18 protein-coding genes and 1 pseudogene are annotated in these 23,756 nt (G+C 44.1%); 2 read left to right on the top strand and 17 right to left on the bottom strand.

The genetic code is table 11. The features are described from left to right. Positions 1-30 precede the first annotated feature (30 nt). The 3 genes from Phpb_RS22410 to Phpb_RS22400 all read right to left on the bottom strand — a co-directional run bounded on the left by Phpb_RS22410 (position 31) and on the right by Phpb_RS22400 (position 7,465). Positions 31-4,473, bottom strand: a complete 4,443-nt coding sequence (locus Phpb_RS22410) for a hemagglutinin repeat-containing protein (protein ID WP_065392294.1) — start codon at positions 4,471-4,473, stop codon at positions 31-33. A 65-nt stretch (positions 4,474-4,538) separates the two neighbouring features. Then, entirely contained in the window at positions 4,539-6,206 is a 1,668-nt protein-coding gene (locus Phpb_RS22405) for a ShlB/FhaC/HecB family hemolysin secretion/activation protein (RefSeq protein ID WP_065392293.1), read from the bottom strand. A 668-nt stretch (positions 6,207-6,874) separates the two neighbouring features. Further along, complete coding sequence (locus Phpb_RS22400) at positions 6,875-7,465, bottom strand: inclusion body family protein (protein WP_065392292.1); 591 nt, start codon at positions 7,463-7,465, stop codon at positions 6,875-6,877. Positions 7,466-7,977: 512 nt separating this feature from the next. On the opposite strand from Phpb_RS22400, the gene Phpb_RS22395 reads away from it, so the two are divergent. Together Phpb_RS22395 and Phpb_RS22385 are read left to right on the top strand one after the other, a co-directional pair. Next, positions 7,978-8,706, top strand: coding sequence for a LuxR family transcriptional regulator (locus tag Phpb_RS22395; RefSeq protein ID WP_046395258.1), 729 nt, complete (start codon positions 7,978-7,980; stop codon positions 8,704-8,706). Between the two features lie 449 nt (positions 8,707-9,155). Then, a pseudogene (locus tag Phpb_RS22385) lies at positions 9,156-10,253 on the top strand (MalY/PatB family protein); the annotation flags it as partial. Positions 10,254-10,439: 186 nt separating this feature from the next. On the opposite strand, the gene Phpb_RS22380 reads toward Phpb_RS22385, so the two are convergent. The 14 genes from Phpb_RS22380 to tssI all read right to left on the bottom strand — a co-directional run. Further along, positions 10,440-10,784, bottom strand: coding sequence for a hypothetical protein (locus Phpb_RS22380; protein ID WP_065392289.1), 345 nt, complete (start codon positions 10,782-10,784; stop codon positions 10,440-10,442). Positions 10,785-10,811: 27 nt separating this feature from the next. After that, positions 10,812-11,762 (bottom strand): hypothetical protein, encoded by a 951-nt coding sequence (locus tag Phpb_RS22375; protein WP_065392288.1) that lies wholly within the window; start codon positions 11,760-11,762, stop codon positions 10,812-10,814. 596 nt (positions 11,763-12,358) lie between these two features. After that, positions 12,359-12,565, bottom strand: coding sequence for a type VI secretion system domain-containing protein (locus Phpb_RS24225; protein WP_420848371.1), 207 nt, complete (start codon positions 12,563-12,565; stop codon positions 12,359-12,361). A 758-nt stretch (positions 12,566-13,323) separates the two neighbouring features. Continuing rightward, complete coding sequence (locus tag Phpb_RS27435; protein ID WP_338016517.1) at positions 13,324-13,425, bottom strand: AHH domain-containing protein; 102 nt, start codon at positions 13,423-13,425, stop codon at positions 13,324-13,326. A 513-nt stretch (positions 13,426-13,938) separates the two neighbouring features. Beyond that, a complete protein-coding gene (locus Phpb_RS22365; RefSeq protein WP_065392287.1) occupies positions 13,939-14,391 on the bottom strand; it encodes a hypothetical protein in 453 nt (150 codons plus the stop codon). Between the two features lie 2 nt (positions 14,392-14,393). Further along, positions 14,394-14,663 carry an AHH domain-containing protein gene (locus Phpb_RS22360; protein WP_065392286.1) on the bottom strand — a complete coding sequence of 90 codons (270 nt, stop codon included), beginning with the start codon at positions 14,661-14,663 and terminating at the stop codon, positions 14,394-14,396. 288 nt (positions 14,664-14,951) lie between these two features. After that, positions 14,952-15,398, bottom strand: a complete 447-nt coding sequence (locus Phpb_RS22355) for a hypothetical protein (protein ID WP_065392285.1) — start codon at positions 15,396-15,398, stop codon at positions 14,952-14,954. 12 nt (positions 15,399-15,410) lie between these two features. Then, on the bottom strand, positions 15,411-15,872 hold the full coding sequence (locus tag Phpb_RS22350) for a hypothetical protein (protein WP_109396705.1): 462 nt from the start codon (positions 15,870-15,872) through the stop codon (positions 15,411-15,413). A gap of 95 nt (positions 15,873-15,967) precedes the next feature. Further along, the gene (locus tag Phpb_RS27175) at positions 15,968-16,369 is read right to left on the bottom strand and encodes a hypothetical protein (protein ID WP_065392284.1); all 402 of its coding nucleotides are present in this window, start codon (positions 16,367-16,369) and stop codon (positions 15,968-15,970) included. Then, positions 16,366-19,926: a scabin-related ADP-ribosyltransferase gene (locus Phpb_RS22340; protein WP_240492657.1), complete on the bottom strand. Its 3,561-nt coding sequence runs from the start codon at positions 19,924-19,926 to the stop codon at positions 16,366-16,368. Before Phpb_RS22340 ends, Phpb_RS27175 begins: the two co-directional genes overlap by 4 nt. A gap of 37 nt (positions 19,927-19,963) precedes the next feature. Further along, complete coding sequence (locus tag Phpb_RS27170; RefSeq protein ID WP_065392281.1) at positions 19,964-20,614, bottom strand: PAAR domain-containing protein; 651 nt, start codon at positions 20,612-20,614, stop codon at positions 19,964-19,966. A 15-nt stretch (positions 20,615-20,629) separates the two neighbouring features. Then, entirely contained in the window at positions 20,630-21,079 is a 450-nt protein-coding gene (locus Phpb_RS22325) for a DUF1795 domain-containing protein (RefSeq protein ID WP_065392280.1), read from the bottom strand. Positions 21,080-21,136: 57 nt separating this feature from the next. Continuing rightward, positions 21,137-21,505 carry a hypothetical protein gene (locus Phpb_RS22320; RefSeq protein ID WP_051560905.1) on the bottom strand — a complete coding sequence of 123 codons (369 nt, stop codon included), beginning with the start codon at positions 21,503-21,505 and terminating at the stop codon, positions 21,137-21,139. After that, the coding region (tssI, locus tag Phpb_RS27430; RefSeq protein ID WP_205634822.1) for a type VI secretion system tip protein TssI/VgrG at positions 21,499-23,756 on the bottom strand (2,258 nt) is incomplete at its 5' end. The genes Phpb_RS22320 and tssI, both read right to left, overlap by 7 nt.

The following is a 23,756-nucleotide window of genomic DNA, read 5'->3' as shown; positions in this document are numbered from 1 at the left end:
CATTTGAAGGATCTTTTATAGAAGAACAAATCAATCAGATTTACGATTAATTATTTCGCCGTTAGTGGTACTACTTTCGGTTTCATTACTATAAGTTTTTACCAAAGGTACTTTACCGGACAATACACCTTCCTGAACTGCCTTAACAATTCCGCTAACAGAATCAGGTAATGCAACATTGCCGCCTTTACTATTGTCATAGCTGGTAACAGATTGTTGTTCCACATTTTGGGTATTAAGAATGGCATTGCCTTTCTCACTACCAATTTGCCCGCCAATCAGATGAGTATTTCCTGTTACATCTAAATCAACCCCTTGGTTACCGGAAATAACCGATTGTTCACCGACATTTTCTCGATCTTTAATATCGACATTGCTTTTAAGTTTACCTGTAACCCCATTAATACCTTTAATATTGTTAATACTATTAAATGTGGAGGTTAATCTTTCCTGCCATCCTTTCGGTTGTGGATCTTCGGTTGGATTTTTAGCTGGATCATCTTTCAATACCTCATCTTTCGCCACATCGTCTTTAGATGAATCATCCTTAGTTGCCCCGTCTTTAGGAATATCGTCACTTTTTACTTTGGACTCTTTGGTGTAATTAATGCCGGCATCAACACCGACATTTAACCCATGTTCAGTATCTTTACGGCTTTCAACTCGTAGATCGCCACCAATATTGCCTTTTACCTGATCAGCCTCTATCCGTGCTCCGGCAACTGTCGTATCACCGCCGCTGTTGATCACGACATTTTCACCTTTGATATGGCTATTACGTTGGGTTGTTGCTTGCAGGCGATCAATACCTACTTTGACTTCCCCGCCAAAGTTCTGTTTTGTGGTCGTGGTGGTAGTGTCATCCTCAGCTTTCTTGATCGAATTTGCATTCCCCCCATTGCCTTTCAGGTTAAATTCCCAACCATCGTTATTAACGCGATCCTGAGCAGATACCAGTTCAACATTACCTTGTTTGGCATTCAGGTCGATTTGTTTACCGGTCACTTCAGCGCCTTTCAACGTCAGGTTATTGCCAGCACTTAGATTGATGCCTTGTGTACCGCCAATCTTACTGACCTGAGCTGTGGTACTGCTTTTGCTATCCGTGTTGTAGCCGCCGCCAAGACCGAGATGAACATTCTTGCCCTCTGGCGAATTCCCCCCTTTAGCAGACGCTTCGCCGTTATAACCGGTTGTTGTTTTCGTTATGCTATTGGCGGCGTTATCAAAACGGATATCACCTTTAGCATCGATATTGGCCTTGCCGGCGCCAGCATTCAGAGATGTGCCTTGATATTCAGCATCCCTTTCGACGCGGATATTAATGTCATCCGCTGCGGTAATCCGGCTGGTTACTGCTTCGGTTGTCGCAGTATGGCTGCTTTGTGTGCCGCCTTTGCCTTTACCATTACCGGAGATATCTTCACCGGTGGTGGTGTAAACACGTAAGTCAGCATTGCCGCGGGTTTCACTGTGGCTGCTTTGGTGGTGATTCTGTGCTGCTTCACTGTTATGGCTACCGGCAGTCAGTGTAACGTTACCTTTATCAGCACGATATTGAGTACCTTGGTCATACAGCTCGCCGTTGGTTTTAATGACGATATTGCTAGCCTGAACAGAAGTCGCAACTGCTTCGGATTTTTTGTTCGCGGTCTGGATATTACTGCCGTTAGCGACAATATCCGCTCCGAAATTGGGTGTGCCTTTTTTGGTTAAAGTGCCATCCAGTGCAGATTTAGCGGGTTCTTTGACCACTTTCTCCATTGGGCGAGTGACCGCGCTATAATCGACATTGACGCCAATATCTGTGCCAACTTGTAGTTTGTGGTTGGTATTTGATGTCGTATTCGATACGGCCAGATTGCTGACTTTGCCTGCCTCAGCGGTATAAGCGCCATTGACTTCATGCTTCGTCCCTTCCTGAACCAATTCACCATTGGTTTTAATGTGCAAATTACCTGCGATTTGAGAACCGGAAACAACGGCAGTCGTACTGGTATGATTGTTGTTGTTACCTTCATAACTACCATGAATACCGGAACCGACTTTATCGATTCCTCCGGTAAGATAGGCGCCAACGTACTTTTTACTCTGAGATTGCTCTTCGGATTTTTTATTATCCGCGGCTAACAGACGAACATTCGCACCGGTGATCTTAGCATCACCTGTAGTCGTCACCAGATTGGAACCACGCAGGGTGACATCTTTATCAGCATTGAGAGTGATGTTACCTCCACTTAACGTGGAAGCTTGCTGTGTTATCGTCTGATTTTTTTGACTGTTACTGGTATGTTCAATACCTACTCCGGCACGATACTGTTTATCCCCCTTTGGTTGGAAATGGCTTTGTGGGTTCAGAGAAGTGCTTTGTTTATCAACCTGTTTCTGTTCGCCATAAGAGAGCACGTTGATATTACCGGATGTGCTCAGGTTAAGCGCGCCGCTACTTTTTACCTGGCTGCCAATAATATTGATATCTTCATCACTGAGTAATTTGAGATCCGCTTCAGAAACCAACTCGCTGCCATGAGATTTCTGTTGCTGGCTATTGGTTCTTTTTGAACTATTAGTGATGTTGAGTACGGTGCCTGTTCGCTCATCAACTTTCTGGTCGATATAACTGACCGCATTGTCGATGGTTAATTTACCACTATTAGCATTTACAAAAGCACCTTGGGTCGCTTTCACTTTGCTGCCGGTAATGGCGATACCCTCATAGCCTGATAGCAATAAACGCCCATTCGCCGTTAATTCAGATGCATGGCTGGTTTCTTTCAGCTCACTATTGTCTTTATTCCCCCCGCCGCCGATACCTCCCCAGTATCTTTTATCATCATATACGGCACCGCTATTAGCCGTTTTCTGAACATCGATTTGCAGTTGTTTACCGGCTTCCAGAGTTAGATTTTGACCTGCGTGGATTTTCGCCCCAAGAATTTCGGCTTTATTTCCAGCTTTAATATCAAGATGACTACCTGCTTGTAATTCACTGGCAATCAAGCGCTCGGTCTGTTTACTCTCTTCCCAACTTCCGGTCTGCAATTTAGCCGTGTGATTTTTTTTATAGCCTTTTGCTGATGATGTTTCTATTTCAGTTAAACCGGCAATCAGGACATCTTTTTTCGCTGTAATGGCCAGCTTATCGTTGGCATTTATTTGGCTGCCACGGATCTTAACATCGCCTTCAACGGCATTTAAATTCACATTCTGTCGGGCGGTTATTGTATTCCCTGCCTGATGCAGTTTTTCACTTTCCTTAGTCACCTCATGGCGCCGGGAATAACTCCATTGGTTATCAATATTTTTAGTGGATTGCTTTAACTGCTGCCCATCTAAAGTCAGGTTAGCACCACTCAGATTAACATCATCACCCACGATATCCGTGGCTGTAATTCGGTTATTATTATTAGCGACCAATGAGATGTTTTTGCCTGCTAGTTGAGTGCGGGCAAGTGACTGGCTACTTTTACTATCATTGGCATAAGAACCGCTGAAATAGCTTTGGTAATTATTGCTACCATCACGGCTATATGCTGATTCGCTGACTTTACCTTTTACTTCAATATTATTACCTGTGAGCGCAACATTTCCGCCTTGCAGGTGCGCCGCTTCTAAATTGAGATTACCGTGGGAATTCACCATAATCTCATCACTGGCAGTGAGAGAACCTTGCAAATTAACGCCACTGCCTTTTGCGGTATTAAGTAGACGGATACGTCCGGCTTGCATACTGCCGAGATAATAGCTATCCAGCACACTGGTTAATTCTTGCTGAGAATCAATGATCTCCCCTGTGGCTGAGGTTTTATTTTCGCCACTGATTGCATTAATTTCTTTCTGAGCGGTGACTGGGCCTCGGCTGTCAATTTTGGGTGCGATAAGATCCAAGATCGCGTTTGCGATCAAACCATCTGATTTAATTCTCAGGCTGTTTTGATTATCAAATGTACTGAAACCCTGTAAATTACCTTGTTCTACCAATGGATTACCCACCACCAGAGAAGCGCGGTTAGTATTAATAAAGCCACACCCATTACAGGTAATACCGTTCGGGTTTGCCAATATATAATCCGCGGCAATACCAAACACCTCTTGTTGACCTAATAACAGGGAAGGATTTCTGCTGATAACTTCATTCAGAATCAGACTGGCGGCTTGGCCATTCAAATTAGGGTTAGCGGCGAGTTGACCTGCTAATTGTGATTGCCCCTCCTTCAGCGCGTTATTTAGGACGACGCCCATCTGGCCGACGTTGTAATCCAGATATTGGTTATGTGACAGCCCGGAAGAGGAAGGGGTCACGATATTCACTACCGTTGCTTTACCTTCGGCAGCGAAAATATCGGGATGGTGTGTTGGATCGCCACCACCAACAATTTCACTGGCAAAACTGGTGGAACAAGAGACAAGAATGATTGCCATAGAAGCGACAAGCTTGCCGGTAGGGGATAACCTGAATTTTTTGTTTTTCATACATTAAGTCTCTATATATTTAGTTATATTATTGTGTGTACAGCGTTAGGTACTGCTTAAAACCATCAAAAGGTGTAAGAAAAACGGACTAGCACCTGAATGGGTTCATCAGATGCTTGGCGATTAGAAAGTAACTTTCCTCGGCTGGTTTCTATATCGAATACCATGCGCTGGTATTTCAGCGTGGCGCCGGAACTAATACCGGCGCTGCTTTGCCAGCCTTGTGGACTGCGATATCCCTGAACCCGGCCGGTATCAATGCCGATACGCATTGATAATGTGCTGTTGGCGAGGGGAAATGTCCGGGACAGCGTATTTTGCAGATACCAGCCGTTATCCCCGGATAGCGTATTTTTGCTAAATCCCCGCACTGCATTCCGATCAGTGATATTTAGCCATTCGACGCCGGGCAGACCGTGCCGGTTGTATTGTCCATAAAACAGGTTATTGAGCTGATAAGGCGAGTTGAACAGCATAAAACGCTGATGCAGATTGACCATCAACTTGCCTTTGGTGAACTGTTTATCGAGATAAGAAGTGCCGGTTTGTGCTCCGAACCAGGGCAAACCCTGTTCAACACTCAGATTGAGCGTGATTAATCCGGTTGGAATGATATGTAAATGATTAACACCGAGCTCAAAGACACTCAATGTTTGGCTACTGACGCCAATCTTGGCATCGTTGACGTAATTATTGTAATTCTTGTAAGTCAGTTGCCCACTAACACTATTAATCTGAGATTGATTACGATAGAAGGCAAAATCGGAACGTATGCCGATTTGCTGAGTATCACCATAAATCTTTATGGTTCTCATTTGTAAATGGGGGCGGCTGACATATTGGGAATAACTACCGAACCCACTGAATGTTGCCGCGCCATAGGGCACCGAATAAAGCAGAGTATAAGCACGGCTATATCGGTTTGATGGGCTATCTAACGTACTACTGGCATTCAGGCTGATGAAATCGGATAAACCAAATGGACTGTCAAAACTGGCATTTGTGCGAACCAGCCATTTCCCAGTACTCTTTTGCCCATAATTATCAGTTTTGACACTCAATAACCAAGGCTTACCGCGCTGATTATGCAGTTTAATCACCGAGCCGCCATTCATCGTTCCCGGTAAAATATCCAGGGTGGCTTTATTGGACTGTAGCCGGTTAGCTTGATCTAAACCTTGATCGAGTTGCGTGATATTGAGCGGCTGTTTTTCCAAACCGGGAAATAACATACGACTATTCACCCAGCGATCACCGCCTTCGATTTTTTCAATAAACCCTTCGATAACGCTTAGCCCTAACTCGCCATCGGCATTAGGCGCAATAAACTGAATACGGGCGGTGACATAGCCTTTACTGATATAAAGGTGAGTCAGTTCTTGGCTGAGCCGGTTAATATCATGACTACTGATACACTCCGGGGACAAAGCGCTGAGCGTACTTAAATCCCGAACCGAGAGCAGAGAAATCCCTTTAAGGTAAACACCGGTTAACGGCAGACATTGCTTAGATTCCGGCAATACCGGCGCAGGAGTTGGCTCAGGAACAGTATTAGCCTGCTGCTTTAATTGCTGATATCGGCGTTGTTCTATCAGTTGGTTAATTTCCCTGGAACTATCTTGCAGAGTTCTCCTCGCTTCAGTCATTGGCAGATTATCATTTATCTCTGCCGGTGAAGCGATTATCTGAAAGGAAATACAACCCAATATTAAAATAGATATTCTTTTTATCATTCATTCACCAATAAGGATGATATTTTATTCCATAAAACATAAATATGGGGTGATAACCTGATAGTAATGACATGCGTATTGGTTAATTTATTCGTTATTAAAGCACACTCCGAGTTATATCTTTCTCTGATTAACGAGTGACGTTTCTTTTACATCTCGATTTTCTATTGGAAATTTTAATTAATTGGTTATTCGGATCATAATGAGTTAATAAGAACACTTATTTTGTTTCTTATTAAAGAATTAACTTAAGTGGAGTAAGCAACAGGTAGTATCTTCCAGGAAAATAGGATGATCTTTACTAGGAAGGTTTTTAAATAACGGAAAAATTAAGTTAAACAAGTAACAATCATCTAAATTTTAATTTAATACTATGTTGCTTAAGAAATGATAATGTCGAATGTAATGGTTTTTATAAGTGATTTTGGCTAAAGAAACAAATAATAGAGAGAAAATCACTTGAGCCGATGACGGAATAATTGTCGGAAGATTGTTAAATTCATGGAGAAGAATAGACTTACCTGGATGTTAGATGCTTTTCTCTATACAGTGGTGATATTATTATATAAATTAGTGTTTATTGCAGATATTTAAGTAAAGTGAAAAATAAAAATACTGGAAAACTATTTTTAATAATTTTCCAGTAGAAAATGGTAATATACAAATGATTAGTTATTAGTTACTTCAATATATGGATCATATCGATAATAACCTAGGAGTTTTTTGCCGTCATAAGCAGCAAAGAACCATGTATATTGCTCTACACCTGGTCTATGAGCTATTGCTTGGAAATAACTGTCTTGAGATTCAACAAAAATTACCTTAGGTTCATCCTCATCTGCGTTAACGCCTGAAGGGACCATTGGAACTTTTTTGCCTATAGGATTCTGTGACCATATTTGTGATGGGACAGAGATGACATCTTGTCCTGTACTAAGTTTTTTGAATTTATACAATATAATTGTATAGTCGAAATTATTGGATACAGTTGTAGCCCTCCATCTAATATTTGCATTAATAGGAACAGTTACGCGGGCACCAGATGAACTCGCTACTTTTAATCCAAGCTCTGGAGTATAATTAGCTATGTATACATGCTGACGGATAATTGTTGGATCTTTAGGGTTCAGAGAACTTTTAAGATTATTAGTGTGAAGATATTCAATTATTGAATTAATATCAATAACAAAGGTCACATCAGCTGTAACAGAGCTCCTGGTTATAGCAATGTCATCTTTACCCTGAATGACTTCATTCATTATAACACCTCTTTACATATTTAAACTATTTATTAGGAATAGAAAGATTATTTTGTTTACTAATTATTATTTTAATAACTTTCTTTTTATATAATTAACTATTAAAGTTGAAACAGCTACTGGTATAAATCATAGTTTATACGGGAAAATTACTCATATATTTATTAGGTGTTGTTTCATATGATTCAATATTTTAATTAATTTATTGTTGTAAAGAATAAAACATGATTTTTTAGAGTAAAATATTAAATAATTACTTATATTGACTTGAAAATAGTCTAATGTTCTTCATATGGCTATAATATGTTTTTATATATATTGTTTTTCATGATTATTAAATTTTCAATCCTATTGATATAATTTCTCTTGTTTACGAATAATACATGATGGCTTATCAGATTCTGCCTCTGTATAACAGTAAAGAATTATTTTCTCTATTAAGTTTAAATTCTGCTACTATAATAAATATTAGGATTCACTATCAATATTCTTAATTTTCAAGAGGACATTGAATGAATATTTATCGACCATATACCTTACCTTATAATTTCCATAAATTAGACGTAGATCCCCATTTTGTGGCTGAAATTTGTGAACTTATTAACAAAATTTCGGGATTTAGTTTGTTCTCCCTTTTATTAAAGGCGCGTTTTCCTATATCTAACCGAGAAGTGTATTTCTTTAATAATTATCATGAATCTTGGAGGGCCCTTTATATAGAAAAAAAGTATTGGATGATTGATCCCGTTCTAAATTTCCGACCAGTGCCGCCTTCTTTTTCAAAAATATGGGATTTGGATTTCTTTTCCAAATCTAATGGACAAGAACTGTGGTATGTGAATCAGAAATATGGGTTTCGCTCTGGGATCACCTTTGGTCTTCCTGCATTTTCAGGAACTTATGGAGTATTTTCTGTTGCGGGAAAAGATGGGCCTATTGATAACGAGACAATGTATAAATGTAGTGGAGAAATTTTAGGAGTATATATTAGGATAATAAGATATTTAACATCACACACAAAGTATTTACAATCGTTCTATATCGATAATACCTCATTTTCACATAGAGAATTAGAGGTATTAAGGTATACCGCAGATGGGATGACATCAATTGAAATTGCATCAACCATTTGTGTCACTAAAAGTACAGTTGATTTCCACCTAATGAATATCGTCAAAAAACTGGATTGTAAGAATAAATTCCAGGCAATAGCTAAAGCTGCATTACTTGGCTATATATAACTAATATCAATTTGTAATTATCAGATGATTATATTTTTCATCTTATAAATTAACTCAATGATTAATCCTATTGTTCAAATGGATTATTAGGAGAATTTGAACAAAAACTGACTTCTTACCTTCGTATCTTTATTGGTACCATTGTAAATAGGAATTGAAGATATTTTCCTGACAAGATGACAATGATATCTATTCAAAATATAAAATCAGGCTCAACCAAACGCACTTTTCCTTTGGCAGAATTGTAATATTACGGTTCTGCCTATTCTTTGTTTAATATATGAACGACTTAAAGGATAATAATGATTTTTTGAGTAGCTTTTACGTGATCCTAGCAAACTAATAATCCTTCTTTAAAATATTTATCAATAGTGAACCATTTCACCCGATAATCCGTAGTGCTATTTATTAAATAATTCCTAATAATATCCGCTGGAGTCATTATGCTCATTATGTTCGCGATTGCTATCCCGCTAGGTATGGCACGCGAAAATAAAGGTGTGGCAGCTTTTACCGGCTTCGTAGGTTTTACAGTATTTCATCTGGGGATAAACTTTTATTTAACAACCACAGGTATCCTGCCAACGACAGATCCCACGATATTGAAAACCAATAACATCCAAAATATTCTTGGTATTCAATCCATTGATACTGGTATTTTGGGGACAGTTATAGTCGGCATTCTTGTTTATCTACTTCATGAGCGTTGTAATACCATCCGATTGCCCGATGCATTTGATGGTTTTTATAAAGTTATTCAGGAGAATAAGCGGCGGTTGCTTCCTTGCCCACTTAAGAAACAAGGCAATAACTGGGTGTGCGATATGAATCAACTTGAAACTTTGCTATCGCAACCAGAAACCAAAATATTATTGCCGTGCAATCCACATAACCCAACAGGCAAAGTCTAGGGTCATTCTGAACTTAAAACGATGTCTGAGCTGTGTGAGCGTTATAATGTTAACGTCATCAGAGATGAAATTCATATGGACATGACTTTGAGAGACACAAAACATATTCCCTGGAGTGAAGTTGCCACGACACATTGGGCATTAATAACCTCTGCATCCAAATCATTTAACCTTCCTGCCCTTACGGGTGCTTATGGTTTTATTAATGATGGTCATAGCCGTGCGGCATATTCTCATCAACTAACGCAGAGTGATGGATTATCTTCTCCTGCTATTTTAGCGATATCAGCCTATATTGCAGCTTACAGGGAGGGACATATCTGGCTTGATGAACTGCGCAATTACTTGAGTGATAACTTGAATTATGTGGCACAGGAACTGAATGCTGCATTTCCACAATTGAACTGGCAGCCACCCCAGGCAACTTATTTGGCTTGGGTAGACCTGCGTAATCTGAATATTGATGATGATAAATTGCAGCAGATACTTATCCATGAAGAGAAAATCGCCATTATGCCAGGTAAAATTTATGGTGAAGCTGGTGAGGGTTTTCTCCGTTTTAATGTAGGATGTCCCCGTAGTAAAGTTGAATTAGGTATTCAAAAATTGATCTCAGCATTGAGAAAACTTTGCTGAAAATAGTTAATACTGGCAGATAAACTATTGTGATTATATTTTCAGTTAGCCGTGCACTCAACAAGATAAACGGGGTTCGAAACTTAATCCGAACCCCGTGGAGTATAGCGAAGCTAACCTTGTTAATGCTGTATATATCGCCGGTAATGGTCGTTGGCACAATATCGGCGACGTTGGGCATTTTCCCTAAGTATTTTTGTCACCCTTTGCCTTAGTGCTATCGCTAGCTTTCTTGATGTCAGGATCAGCATCAACAGTCTTACTGCCTTCTTTCATTGAAGAAGATGCCATGTTGCCCGTTGTCTTTGGATCATTAAAAGATTCACTATGAGTCTGTGATGTTTTCTGAACAGCGCCCATAAACCCGTTGAGAAACCCCATGACAGATAGGGCTTCTGGAGATGTTTCTTTAATAATCTTTGCGTTAGGATCGACAGGAGAGCCTGGAATTCTATTCTCCAATAATTTACTGAGGTTTTGAGCGGTTTCCGCATTATCTTTGCCAAATGAAAAGATGCTATCGAATGACATAATAATTATCTCCTGTGAAATATAACTTTAAGGTTTCCGGTAGAGTGGTTGATCTGAATACTCCATAGACTCGGTCTCGAAGATTGTATGATCAACTTCTAGAGCAGATACCGTTTCTGCCAATCCCGTTACACGATGTCGTTGGCCACCAACCAGATTAAGCACGTTGATATCCTGGGCCACAATCTCAGCACTATTAGGCGGGGCGGTTTGGGGCGGGGACTTGATTGGAACGGGGGAGGCGTATCGAACAGCGATGAACCCAGCAAAGGTGACAGGAATCGTATAGTTATACTGTTTAATGACGCGACGTTGTGTAACAAGAGTTCGTATGCGCGATTTCGCAGAGATGCTACCATTGGTTCCAGAAGTGGAGTTCCATGAGGTTGTCAGAGAACCACCGACTGAACCTTGAATAGCAAGCATAAGATTAGCGTATACCTCACCTTCGCCATGAGCGGCTGCGGTACCCGTATAAGTAACATCCACACTGCCTTGATTGTAACTCGCTCGAGCATTGTATTTTGTTTCTATGGTTTTTGTAAGAGAGGCCATGTCTCGTACACCGAAGGTCAATTGAGCTGTGCCTTGAATGTTCCATGTTATTGTATTTGAAATCTCAAAATTTACATTATCGGCAAAGAAACGCTCCCTAGAATCACGATTTACATAGGTCCGCGAGGATAGGGTATCAGGCGGTGGTTGTGTAATATTTTTTCTCTCTTCAATTATTGGCGCTCCGATATTCATATAAGAATACCATCCACGACTTTCAGCTGTGCCATCTGGAAAATCTCCAAATGTTGCACCATTAATTGAAATTCCAATAGGTTTTTGCTTTTTGCCAGATGAATCAGTAACCAAAAGTGCTGGAGTGTTGAGAATAGACTCATCAATTCCCAGCTCAACTAGGTTTTGTGGTGTAACGATCTGACGATTTACATTCTCAAGGTTATACAACGATCCTTTAGTCGGCATGATTTTCTCCTATTAATTTTTAAAAGTTACATTTGCTACTTACCTACCTTCCTACATTATTCCAATGATTTCATATGTTAATAATAACGTTAGTTGACAAATTAAATACTGTCAAATCTCACAGGAAATATGGATTGGTATCGATAGCAGCAATGAACAGACAGAAAGTGTCAAATTCGGTAGGAAACCTCACAAAAAGGCAGAATTAGCTAAAAATCGGCTCATTTAGGATCGTTCAGATCGCTCACTGAAGGAATGGATACGACAACCCCCTCAAGAGAGTTATTGTTTCATGTGTTTGATGCACTAGCTCAATATGAATGAACGTCCACTTACCCAAGAACGAGTTATAGAGCTGTCATTCCGCACCTAATTCCTGATTTAAAAATAGTGTGATCTTTCACCTGTTTTGTGTATTTATTGCGTTGATGAGATTGACGGTGGTCTCCAATTTTGATCTGTTACTTCTATTTGCCGGATTGCCGGAAAGTCAATATGTCCACGCCAGCGTCTGTCATTAAACGTCTTGATCATCTGGGTATTATCGCTGCTTTTTGTCATGAAGTTCGTTTGCTGCGTATTTTCCTCCTCGGAGATCACCCAATAATCCCCTGCGTGGTGCCGTTGTTGACGGTGGCCGGGGGATGCAGCCAGTTCAGCGTGGCGTCTGAGATAAACGGGCTCCTGTCGGAGAAATGCAGGCGCTGTAGAACAGGCAGGCGGTCAAGAAAGGCGCTGAGTTCATCGCGGATAGCGTCTGCGACAGAGCGGTACCCCAGTTTTTCGGCGGCCTGAGCCGCGATAGCGTGCCCGTCCAGCCAGTAAGGGGCCAGTGTCAGACTCTGTTCTATCTTTATTCTCTATTCTTCAAAAGAATAGGATTGAAAATAACTCATGTCTTTTTATCTTTTTTTATACCGCACGACATAATTCCTTTTTTGAATATAGACAATATGGTTTCTAATTTAGCGTTCTGATTAAAAGAAAATAAATATCGATAAATGTTTATTATATTTAACATGTTATTACATTCGGTATTTACTTTATTTGGAAAGTTATCGTGTTCTATGTTATTAACTAACCCTTGTTTCTTTCTTATAAGATATGGTTTTCTTTTATCTCATATTTTCTTTAACTTGATCCTGAATAGATATTTTTACTCTGTCAAGGATATCCTTTTCTGGTTTTTATAATCCTCATGAAGATAAAATTCGGATACCAGATCAGAGAAAAATCATTCCAAACAATATAGTTACCTGGTATGTCTTGTTCGAAAAGAAGCTTTAATGCCCTATCTTTATTATGAGTAATTTCATATTCATTAAACTCTTCAATAGAACTGGATAAAAAATCCGAACTTTTAAAAAATTCAACGGGTTCCATATAAGAATTTATTATCTCACTCATATTGAATTATCTTAAAATTTTACTCCAGAGATCAAAGATGCTCTGTCTTACTTTTTAATTTATGTTTTTCCCTGAATACAGTGTTACACATATCTTTGGATCTAATAATATTGCCATTCGCCATATCTTTTTTAACTATAATTTTGTAGTTGAGTCACTTGTTTCGATATGGTATTGATTGATTTGGATTTATTTTATCCAGAGCATTTCTTATTGCATCAGTATATCCGTGATGATTACCTTGATGCCTTGCCATTACACTAACCAGTCGGCATTGGCGTAGCATGGGTATTTACCAATGTAAGAAAGAAACCAGCCGGAAGCGATCCCGGCTTTTTGCTGTTTCAGAGAGAAAGCAGAATAAAATAGCTAAAATATAGTCTATGTATATATTTACTATGAGTATTATATTTTTCTTTATTATTCCTTTTTTTATCTTTTTATTTATTTTATATTTTTGGATTTTAAGTTACATATTTAATATATAATATCAATCCTGTAAAATATTTATTTAAGTATGAAAATAACAAAACCTAAAGATCATGGAGATCTTTCCGGATTTTTCATGAGAACATATTTTCTATATCAACTAGTTTTTAATATCATTGGATTAAAAGCGACTATTTTTTTATCCTTAGTCATTCCGCATGGATACAACCCTTCTTTATAAATAACGTTTCGTAATTATGCTACACATAGCCTTCTTCAACCCATTGTTATACATAGAATTATGAGTGGTATAAGATGTAGCACTATTTTGAAATCTTATTTATATTTCGAACATTTTTTCTAATAACGATTTCTTCTGATAACCTAACATGTACCTTTGAATAGATAACATTTTTAGTTGATAATAGACTTCATCTAAAACTTCAAAATAAAAATCATCGTATTCTGTATTTGTTTTTTTCATTCTAGATTTTCTATAAATTAATGTCTTTTCCTTTTGTAAGTCACTGTATTCTTCGTCAATATCTTCTAAATAATCTTCGGCTTCAGGATAGTTATCTTCTAAAGAAAATTCACCAACGCTATTTTCTATAAGATCTTGCCAGACTAAATATCCATTTGGTAAATTTTGACTTAATGATAATCTGAGGGATTTGTCTTTATCTTCCAATAGGATAATATCAGAGGGTGCTTTTTCTCCCCCTGATAAAAGATTATCTGAAAATAAAAAACTCATTGGTTCAGTTATAAATTTCTTATTTTTGTTTTTCATTATTATACCCCTAAAGTTTTATTCCACATTTCTAAAGCACGTTGACTGCCTATTTTGGTTTTTCCTTTCGAGGTATTTTTAGCTCTTATTGGTGTTTCATTCATCATTCCTTTCTTAGCTAAATTTTGTATATTAGCAACCTGTTTCGATATTTCATTAACAGACTGATTTAAGTCTATTTTGTCTAGTGCATTTTTAATAGCCCTGGAGTAACCATTGTGATTACCTTGACACCTTGCCATTACATTAACCAGTCGGCGTTGGCGTGGCATGGGTATTCACCACGGTAAGAAAGAAGCAGGCCGGAAGTGATTCTAGCTTTTTGCTGTTTCAGAGAGAAAATAGAATAAAATATTTTAAATATAGTTTATGTATATATTTACTATTAATCTTATATTTTCATGTATTATTGCTTTTTTTATCTTCTTATTTATTTTATATTTTTGTGATTTTAAATTATATATTTAATATATAAGGCCAAGTCTGTAAGATATCTATTTTAAGCATAAAAATAACAAAGCCGGAAAGATTACGGGGATCTTTCCGGCTTTAATTACTACTTATAAATATCGATATTCATATTTAGATGCAATTATTTCTACATGGCTATCATTGCCATTAATTAAATAATGCTTTAAATCGAATCTATTTTTAGGATCATATAATGGTCTTTTATTGTTCAATATATCTGAATTAGTTACTTGATAAAAACCAGAATCAGGGTGATATCCATTTTTTTCCCAAAAATCAATTCTATTTACTGTAAAATCCTGCCCCTCTATTGCATAGTTTTGATGATTAAGATCGAAGAAATTCATAGTAATACACTTGAGTTCAGCCACAATCAAAAAATGAATTTCTATATTACGATATGTATCACTCTTAAAATTATCAATACGTAGAACATCAAGTCTGAGCTTAACCCCACTCGATTCTGTATAAACAGTTTCAAGGTCTGTAGTTGATATCCTAAACTCTGTTTTTTCTGGCATTAACTGTATTGTCATATCATTTCCTAACTATTTTTTGCAGCCAATTGTCTTAACAAGGCCAGAGCCATCTTTATTATGCGTAATATCTATAGACCTAGAAGGTGGCCTATCTAAAATATCCGCTACTAAATGTTTCGGAACATGTTCATAGGGAACATATATTGCACTTTGAGGGAATTTTCCAGATTCAACTATAGCGGCTAAACCACGGTTATTAAGCGTTATAGGTTTACCTGTCGCAGGATCAATCGTATATGAAATAACAAAAGTATCAGGGCTAATTTTCCCAACCTTAATATCATTTGCTACATCCAGAATAGGCCTTCCTGTTATCAAAGGGTCTGCCTGACTTCCTATGCTACTAAAGTTTGGCGCTATTCTATTTTGACCAAAATGCAAATCTTTAGGGAAATCTGTAATGTCACCATGTATAAATGGATCAAAACTACTAAGCCCAAACGGATCAATCCAGTTGACTGGATTGTGCACGTAACCGTAATGCGCTGCTTACATTTGAGCAGCTATTAAAAAAACAAAACCGGAAGATTACGAGGATATTTCCGGCTTTTTATTATTTACTTCAATTAAAATGATTTAAGCCATTCATAATGAAATTCTTTTTGTTCATCTGGATTAGTTGCTAAATTCAAATCATCGAAATCAAATGTTTTGACTATATCTTCACGTGTGGCTTGTTTGCCTAATGTGCATTCATAGGCAACCATGCCTAAAGACATCTGTCTTGACATATTAGATGGATATACATTCCTTTTTGCACCTTTGCAAAGAAAGGTTATATCTTTTAACTCTTTCCTTGCTTTTGAAAAACAAGAGAAAAAATCAAAGTCACTCACTTCTACTCGACAAATTCCATTTATGAGAATCTTCATGTGGCATTCAGAGTTGGGTGAGGTAAGCAAATATAATTCGGCTTCCCCTTTATTACCGTTCTCTATTGTTTTAACTGTTATTTTTTTTATGCTCATTTTGATCCATACCTTTGCGGGTTTAAGATACTATAATTAGCAAAATTACCAGAAGCATCAACAGGTGTTGCACCCAATATATTTTTAGGGCTAACTCCGCCAGGCACAGCAATTTCTAATTCTTTAGGGAATGGGGAATCTTTACCTAAAACGGCGTTTACATCTATGCCATTTTTCGTTTTCATAGCATATACATATCCATTCTCAGTATAAAATTGCGAGCCGTATTCAGCAGCCATATTAGGAGATTTTGTAGTGCTAATAAAATTACTAGGTGGGTCGTAATTATCTTTTGCATGTCTGTATAAGTCCGTACTTGTTCCCTGAGGCTGAAATCCTTCTTTGAAAACGACATCAGGTTTTCTGGAGTCTCCCCTATAAGATACAATATCTGGACACTCTGTTAATCCCAGAGGATCAACCCAATTGACCGGATCATGGACATACCCGTACGGGTTAAATCCTCCACTAAGATTCAGCGGATCTGCCGATAAGTACTGGCCTGTTTCCCTCTCGTAATAACGGTGCCGATTATAAAATAAACCGCTCTCCGTGTCTTCATATTGGCCGACGAATCTCAGGTTGCAGGTCAGGTTGCGCGGGTCATTGACTGTCAGCACCGGCCAGCATTCCGGCTCGCCCCAGGTGAGTAACCGGCCCGCCCATATCAGCTCCCCTTCCTCGGTCAGAATTTCCCGCACGGTTCCCTGGTGATCGCTCACCACATAATATAGCCGGCCTTTTTCAAACCGGGCCGAAGGGGTCAGGGCGCCCGGCTCATACAGCCAGTGAATACTGTGCGCGTAGTCAACGGTGCCGTCAGCCCGGACCGGGGTCTCTTCAATCAGCTGCTCCCCGCTCCACAGGTAATCATAGCCGATTATCGCGGTCGGCTTCACCGGCGGTCCGGCGGTGTCTGTCTCCTTTCGCTTGCTAATCCGTCGCCCGAAGGCATCATAGCCATAACGCCAGCGCACTCCTTCCGGGCTGATAAAGCCGGTCAGCCGGTCTTGCGCATCCCAGCGGTAGCGCCAGGTCCGCGGCCGGTATCCCCGTCGCTGTTCGGTTTTTTCTGTCCGCCGCCCGTTTTCATCGTAGCGATACGTGCAGGCGCCGTGCTGAATCACCCGCCCCGCCTGCTGGGTGTGGTAGCTCTGGCGCAGGTCTTCACTGAGCCGTTCCGGCACCCGTTTTTGGTAATGCAGGTGCTGGCCGGCGTCGTACACAAACAGTTCATCACAGGCCCGCATTCCGCCAAACTGGGCGGTCACCACCTGGTCATTCACATTGTAGCCGTAGCGCGTCTCGTCCCAGCGGGGGTCTTCAATGCAGGCCACGTTGTAGGCCGGGGTGTAATGCCAGTGGCGGGTCACCGCGCTGCCCATCGGCGGGAAATGCGGGTCGGCCTCGTACAGCGTCTGTTTGAACCAGTCGGAGCTGCGCCCGGCGGTCTGATGGGCCAGCAGCCCCACCGGAGTGTAAGCCTGTGACTGGATAAAGCCGGCGGCGCTTTCCCGCGCGATTTCCCGGCCCAGCCCGTCATGCTGCATCTGCAACGGAGCATGGCCGTCAAGCTGCCACTGCATCAGCCGGCCGTTGAGGCCGTAGTACCAGTTGACCGCGGGCAGGGTGTCCGCCTGGTATCCGGTGGGCAGGCCGCTTATCGGGTCCCACTGATGGCTGACGGCGCGCCCGTTAATCGTCTCTTGAGTCAGGCGGCCGGCTTCATCGTATTCAAACGCCACCACCGCATCCGGGTTGGCGGCCCGTATCAACCGTCCCTGCGCGTCATGGTCGTAGCTGGTGACGGCGCATAACGTGCACTGCCCGGCCTCTTCCTGCCACGCTTCCTGGCGGGTAAGGCGGTCGTCGTCGGTGTAGCACCAGCGCAGCAGCTGGTGATGGGGGTAACGGGCGGTGAGGCGGCGTCCGGCGGCGTCATACTGATAATGAATGGTCCGGCCGGTAAAATCGGTTTCGCTAATCACCCGGCCGGCCGGGTCTCGGGTGTAGTGGTAAGTTTCACCGGTTTCATTGGTCACGGTTTTCAGGCGGGTCAGCCGGTCGTAGCCAAAAGTCAGGGCCGAGCCGTCCGGGCGGGTGAGGCGGCTGAGCCGGTCAAAGGCGTCATAGGTATAGCGGGTGGTCCGGCCTTCCCCGTCGGTCACCGCCGAGACCCGGCGCTCGCTGTCGTAGTCAATCGTCTGCCGGATGCCATCCGGTAAGTGAATCTCGCTGACGCTGCCCGCCGGGCTGGCATGAAACGGGCTGTGGTGATAGTCGGTCTGCTGATGTAACGCGTCGGTGACCCGCAATAACCGGCCCAGGCCGTCGGTGTCAAACCGGGTCAGGGTGTCGTCCGGGGCCCGAATTTCACTGAGCTGCTGGCGTTCATAGCCGTAGCGCCAGGTGCGGCCGTCGGGCAGGACCTGGCGCAGGATTTCTCCCCGCGGGCCGTAACGGGTCTCTTCCACCCGCCCCTGGGGGTCGATAACCGAGGTCAGATTCCCCTGTTCGCTGTAATGCAGTCGCCAGCGGGCGCCGTCCGGCTGAGTGACCTGGGTAAGTTGGCCGTATTCATTGTAATCGTAAGCAGTGAGGTCCCCGGCGGGCGACAGCAAGGCGGTCAGCTCGCCGTAAGGGCTGTACTCATACGCGGTGGTCCGGCCCAGCGGGTCGGTTTCGGCGGTTTTGCAACTGAAATCCCATTCGGTCCGGGTGTCATGGCCGAGCGGGTCCACCAGACGGGTTACCAGGCCGTCGGCGTTATAGTGGTAGCGGGTACAGCCGCCTTCGGCATCGAAATAGGTGGTGATGTGATGGTCGTCATCATATTCAAAGCGGTCCTGCCAGTATCCCTGCGGGGTGGTGGTGGCCGTCACCCGGCCCGCGTTGTCATAGTGAATCGTGACATCGGTTTTATCGGTGTCGCGCCAGCGGGTCAGGTGCCCCTGCGGACTGTATTCATGCCACAGGTGGTGAAACTGAAAGGCGTCACATTCCGCCAGATACCCCGAATTATCATAGCGGCAGGTCACCAGCCGCTGGCGCTGTGCTGCGTGCAGCCAGTCAATGGCCGTGAGCTGCTGGTGCTCGTAATGCAGCGCCAGGGTCGTGGTGTCGGCATGGACCAGGCGGGTCAGGCGCTGCTGTTCATCGTAATGAAAAACGGTCTGATTGCCGTTGCGGTCCTCTATCAGGGACAGGCGGCGTTTATCCTCCTGGACTTCGGCAAAGCTCAGTATCTGCTGGGTGCGGCGGTTAAACAGGCGCAGTTCGCCGTCGCGTTGCCCGTAGAGCAGATAGTGACCGGCATGGAGGTTGACCGAGAAGACGTTTTCCGTCGGGGTGTGGAAGGTGTAAATCACTCCCTCGCTATCGGTGAAATGGGTTTCCTCGCCGTCGCGGCGCAGGTGCTGCGACCAGTCATCGGCCCATTTGGGGCCGAACAGCCCGGACAGAGCGGCGGTGGAGCGGTAGGTCCGGTTGAGGGTGAGCGGCAGTACCCCCGGCAGGGCCAGCACCGGCCAGACCTGTAGGAAGTCGCCGGTCGCCACGTCTACCGGCTCCCCGGCTTTGTGACAGAGCTGACTGTCACAGCCGGTTTTTTTCACCGACGGGGTGGGCGCTGCATACAATTTTGTCCCCGACCCGGGCCACTGGTTTGCCTTCAAAAAAGACATTGGGGGAGCCTTCAATAATGGCGCCTTTATTCTGTCCGTATTGCCCGATAGCGGCGCCGACGCCGGCCGTCGCCACCACAAACGCGGCCGCGGCCACCGCCACGACGGCGCCCATCAGGACGCCGCCCAGCGCGCCCCATAACCCGGCGCTTTTGTTCTGGTGGGCAATCGCATCCCCGAGCCGGGCGGGCGCGCTCCCTTCGGTGGAGACGGTCTGCATGCCCATCGCGCGGGCGATCTGGCGGCCGATTTTATCGCCGACATAACGGCCGGCAGACGCGCCGACGGCCCCGGCGGCCAGGCCGGCGGCAAAGGGCGCGGCAGCGCCGGTGGCGACCGCGTAAGCCCCGGCCGCGCCCAGCGAAGCCTGGCTGAACGCCTCGCTTTCCAGAAAGGCCAGCGCCTTGTCTGAACCCGATGTCGTCCTGGCGGTTCGGGGCGGCGGCGTGGCGGTTTTCGCCGGGGCGGCGGCCCCGGGACCGGGGGGCGTTTGCCGGGGTGAGGAGGCCGGCGGGCGGTGGGCGGCCCCGGCACCCACCCAGACATTTTGTAATAGGCTCATGACGACTCCCGGCGGTTAGGGTTCTTCACCCGGACGGGCTTGAAACGAGGTCATGATGGCCAGCATCTGCTCGCGCTGAGCCGGGGTCATGGCGCCGTTGCAGGTGCCGGTCAGAATCAGCACCTGGTGTGGCAGGTTGAGCATCATCATCAGCTGATGCAGGGGGCCCTGCGGGGCGGACCAGGTGAACTCGGCGGTCAGGGTGTCGCGGCCATTGAGCCGGCCGGGTTCCTGGGCGATAAGCTGCCAGTCTTTCAGCTGCTGACTGAGTGACGTGATTTCGCGCTCGGCAAACTGGGGGAAGTCGAGGCCCCAGGGCAGGGTGTCGCGGGACAGGGTGAAGCTGCTGCCGTTGTGGTCATCGGGGCTGGTGAGCACCAGCATGCTGACATCCCGCCAGTCGCGGGGCACGTTGAGGGTGCCGGCGTTAAAGTGAAAAGGGATTAAGGTGTTTTCCTGCGTCATCGTATTTTCCTGCTAAAAAATGAGATAGAAAAAAGCAATTTATTTAATATGAAATCATTATTGGGCGTGCCACTTTCCGACTTCTGATAAAAGCAACTTCTTCCCTTGAGTAATTTCTAATATCCCGTCGAGATATATTGTATATGTCGTACCACGATTAATGAATTCATAACCATATAAGTTACAGGTTCCTGTCTGACAGTTTTTATTTAATGTTTTTCCTTTAAGTCTTAGCGTGGCGCTATCTTTTTTTCTTATTCCAGTATACACAACGTCATCACAGGTAACTTCACCTTCTGGGCAAAGAACATTAATAGTGATAATAAATTTTTCCGTTTCCAATGACGAAGTATAAGACGCAAACGATGTATAAGAATGGGAAATAGAAATAATCCCAATAAGAGTAGAAAATATTTTTTTTACCATTTTTCATAGACTCCATTATTAAATATTTTTAACTCAGCTGCTCGTCGGTTTATTAAGCCCTGATTGACCTTGCCCTGTGATTTATTCCATACTTTCCAGGCATCATCAATGCTGTCATAACCTGTCTTCGCATTTTCATCATTTATCATTTTGACAACAGATGATTTTTTGAATCCACCGATACCAATGTTATATGACAGCAAAACTAAAGCGTCGTACTCGTTTTGTTTTATTTCCTTTGTTATTCCATCATTTACCGCTTTTTCATAAGGTGCAAGAGTATCTTTGAAGAGCTGTTCTGCTTCATCTTCCGTAATGCCATTTTTATATGTATCCCATTCACTTTTTGAAATCAATTTACCATATCCGATAGTTGCCCCTTCAGTCCAGTTGTCTATATTTTTGCCTGTTTGGTCATTATATGGTTTCAATCGCAGTCCTTCGATTTCTTTTAATAAATTCAATCCATCCTGGCTTATTGATTTTTCATTATCAGCTGAAATAGCACTGCTTTTGGGTTGAAGTGATTGGCTTGTAGGTGTTGCCGTAATCGGACTATTTACAGGTACAGATGGTTTTTTTCCTTCCTGACTTGTCGAGGGTAAAATTATAGGGGCAGTATCAGGAGCAGGAGATTTAGTTATTGTCGTAGGTGGAGCAACACTGCTTTGACCACTACCGTTATTTAAGCCAATTTTGGAACCATTAATCAACACCCCGTCGGCGTTCAGGGTAATGACGGAGCCGCCAAAGGTGAGGGTGATATGCGTTTGGGTCATCTCAATGCTGCCCGCGCCGACGGTCAGGGTGATGTTGTCGCTGGCCGTATAGAACTGGGTGCCCTCGCCGGCTTTACCCGCGGCGGCTTTCACCTGTATCTGGTTGGCTTCGGTGCTGCGCAGCCGGCAGATGGTTTCCGTCAGGCTGCCCTGTTCAACGCGGGTCTGTTCATCCCCGGTCTTTACCGCCACCTGGCGGTTGCCGGTTTCCACCACCAGGGTCTGGTCGTGTTTCACCACGGTGTGCATGTCCCGCTGGGCGTGCAGCGCCAGTTCCTCACTGCCTTTGGCATCCTCGAAGCGCAGCTCGTTGTAGCCTTCCCCTTTATGGGTTTTGGAGCGAAAGGTCATCCGGGTTTTACTGCCCGGCAGGTCTCCCGGCGGGAGATTGCTGGCATGGTAGGTGCGTCCGGTGACAATCGGCTGGTCCGGGTCGCCGTTCAGAAAGTCCACCACCACTTCCTGCCCGATACGCGGTATCGCCAGCATGCCCCAGCCCTGACCGGCCCAGGGCTGAGTCACCCGTATCCAGCAGGAGCTGTTATCGTTGCTCCGGCCGTAACGGTCCCAGAGGAATTGCAGGCGGATGCGGCCGAACGGGTCGCAGTAGATTTCTTCGCCTTCGGGGCCGACGACTTTGGCAATCTGCGGGCCCTCCATCACCGGTTTGGGTAACGGGGCCGGGCGCCAGTGCTGATTGTCGGGAATGAAGGTGAAGTCGTTGCTCAGGGTGGTGCCGCTCTCTCCGGCGGTCTGTTCCAGCGCCTGCGGCTGGCTGCCCCGGTGAGTGACGCCGACCAGCTGCCAGCGCCGGTTGAGGTCATTCCGGGGATGGCCGGTCAGGGTGAACAGCACGCCGGGCTGCATCGTCGCGGCATTGCTTTCCCCGTCGCCGGTCAGGGCGTTGTTGCGCAGGGCTTCCAGCCGGTAGCGGGTGAAGTCGGCGCCGTGCTGTTCGTCTTTGAAGCGGCCGGGAAAATCGAAGTGTTCGTACCCGGTATGCTGGAGGTCCTGTTCCCGCATCTGATGACGGAACTCCGCCGCCCAGGCCGGGTTTTTGAAGGTGTAATCTTTGAGCTCGACCACCGCCGGTCGCACCTGCGCCTGGCGGGTCAGCCGGGTAATGCACAATTGCTGGGCCTCTTCGGGGTGATAGGGCAGCACCGGGCCGTTGACGACAGAGCCCGCATCGTCGGCAAACACCAGGGTGTTTTTATGGCCGGTGAACTCAAAGAAGTAAAAAATCCCTTCTTCGGCGGTGAGCCGTTGCAGGAATTCAAAATCGGTTTCGCGGTACTGGACGCAGAACTCCCGTTCCGGGTGGGGATTGCGCAGACTGAACGCCACATCCCGGACGCCGTTCTCTTTGAGCAGGGTGGTGAGGATGGTTTTGATATCCTGCTGCTGAAAAATCCGGGCATTCTGGCGCAGGGTGGCGCGCCACATATCGGGCCGGATGGTCATGTCATAGC

This window comes from Photorhabdus namnaonensis (assembly GCF_001684335.1).
GTDB lineage: Bacteria > Pseudomonadota > Gammaproteobacteria > Enterobacterales > Enterobacteriaceae > Photorhabdus > Photorhabdus namnaonensis.
This window is presented reverse-complemented; position numbering and strand designations above follow the sequence as displayed.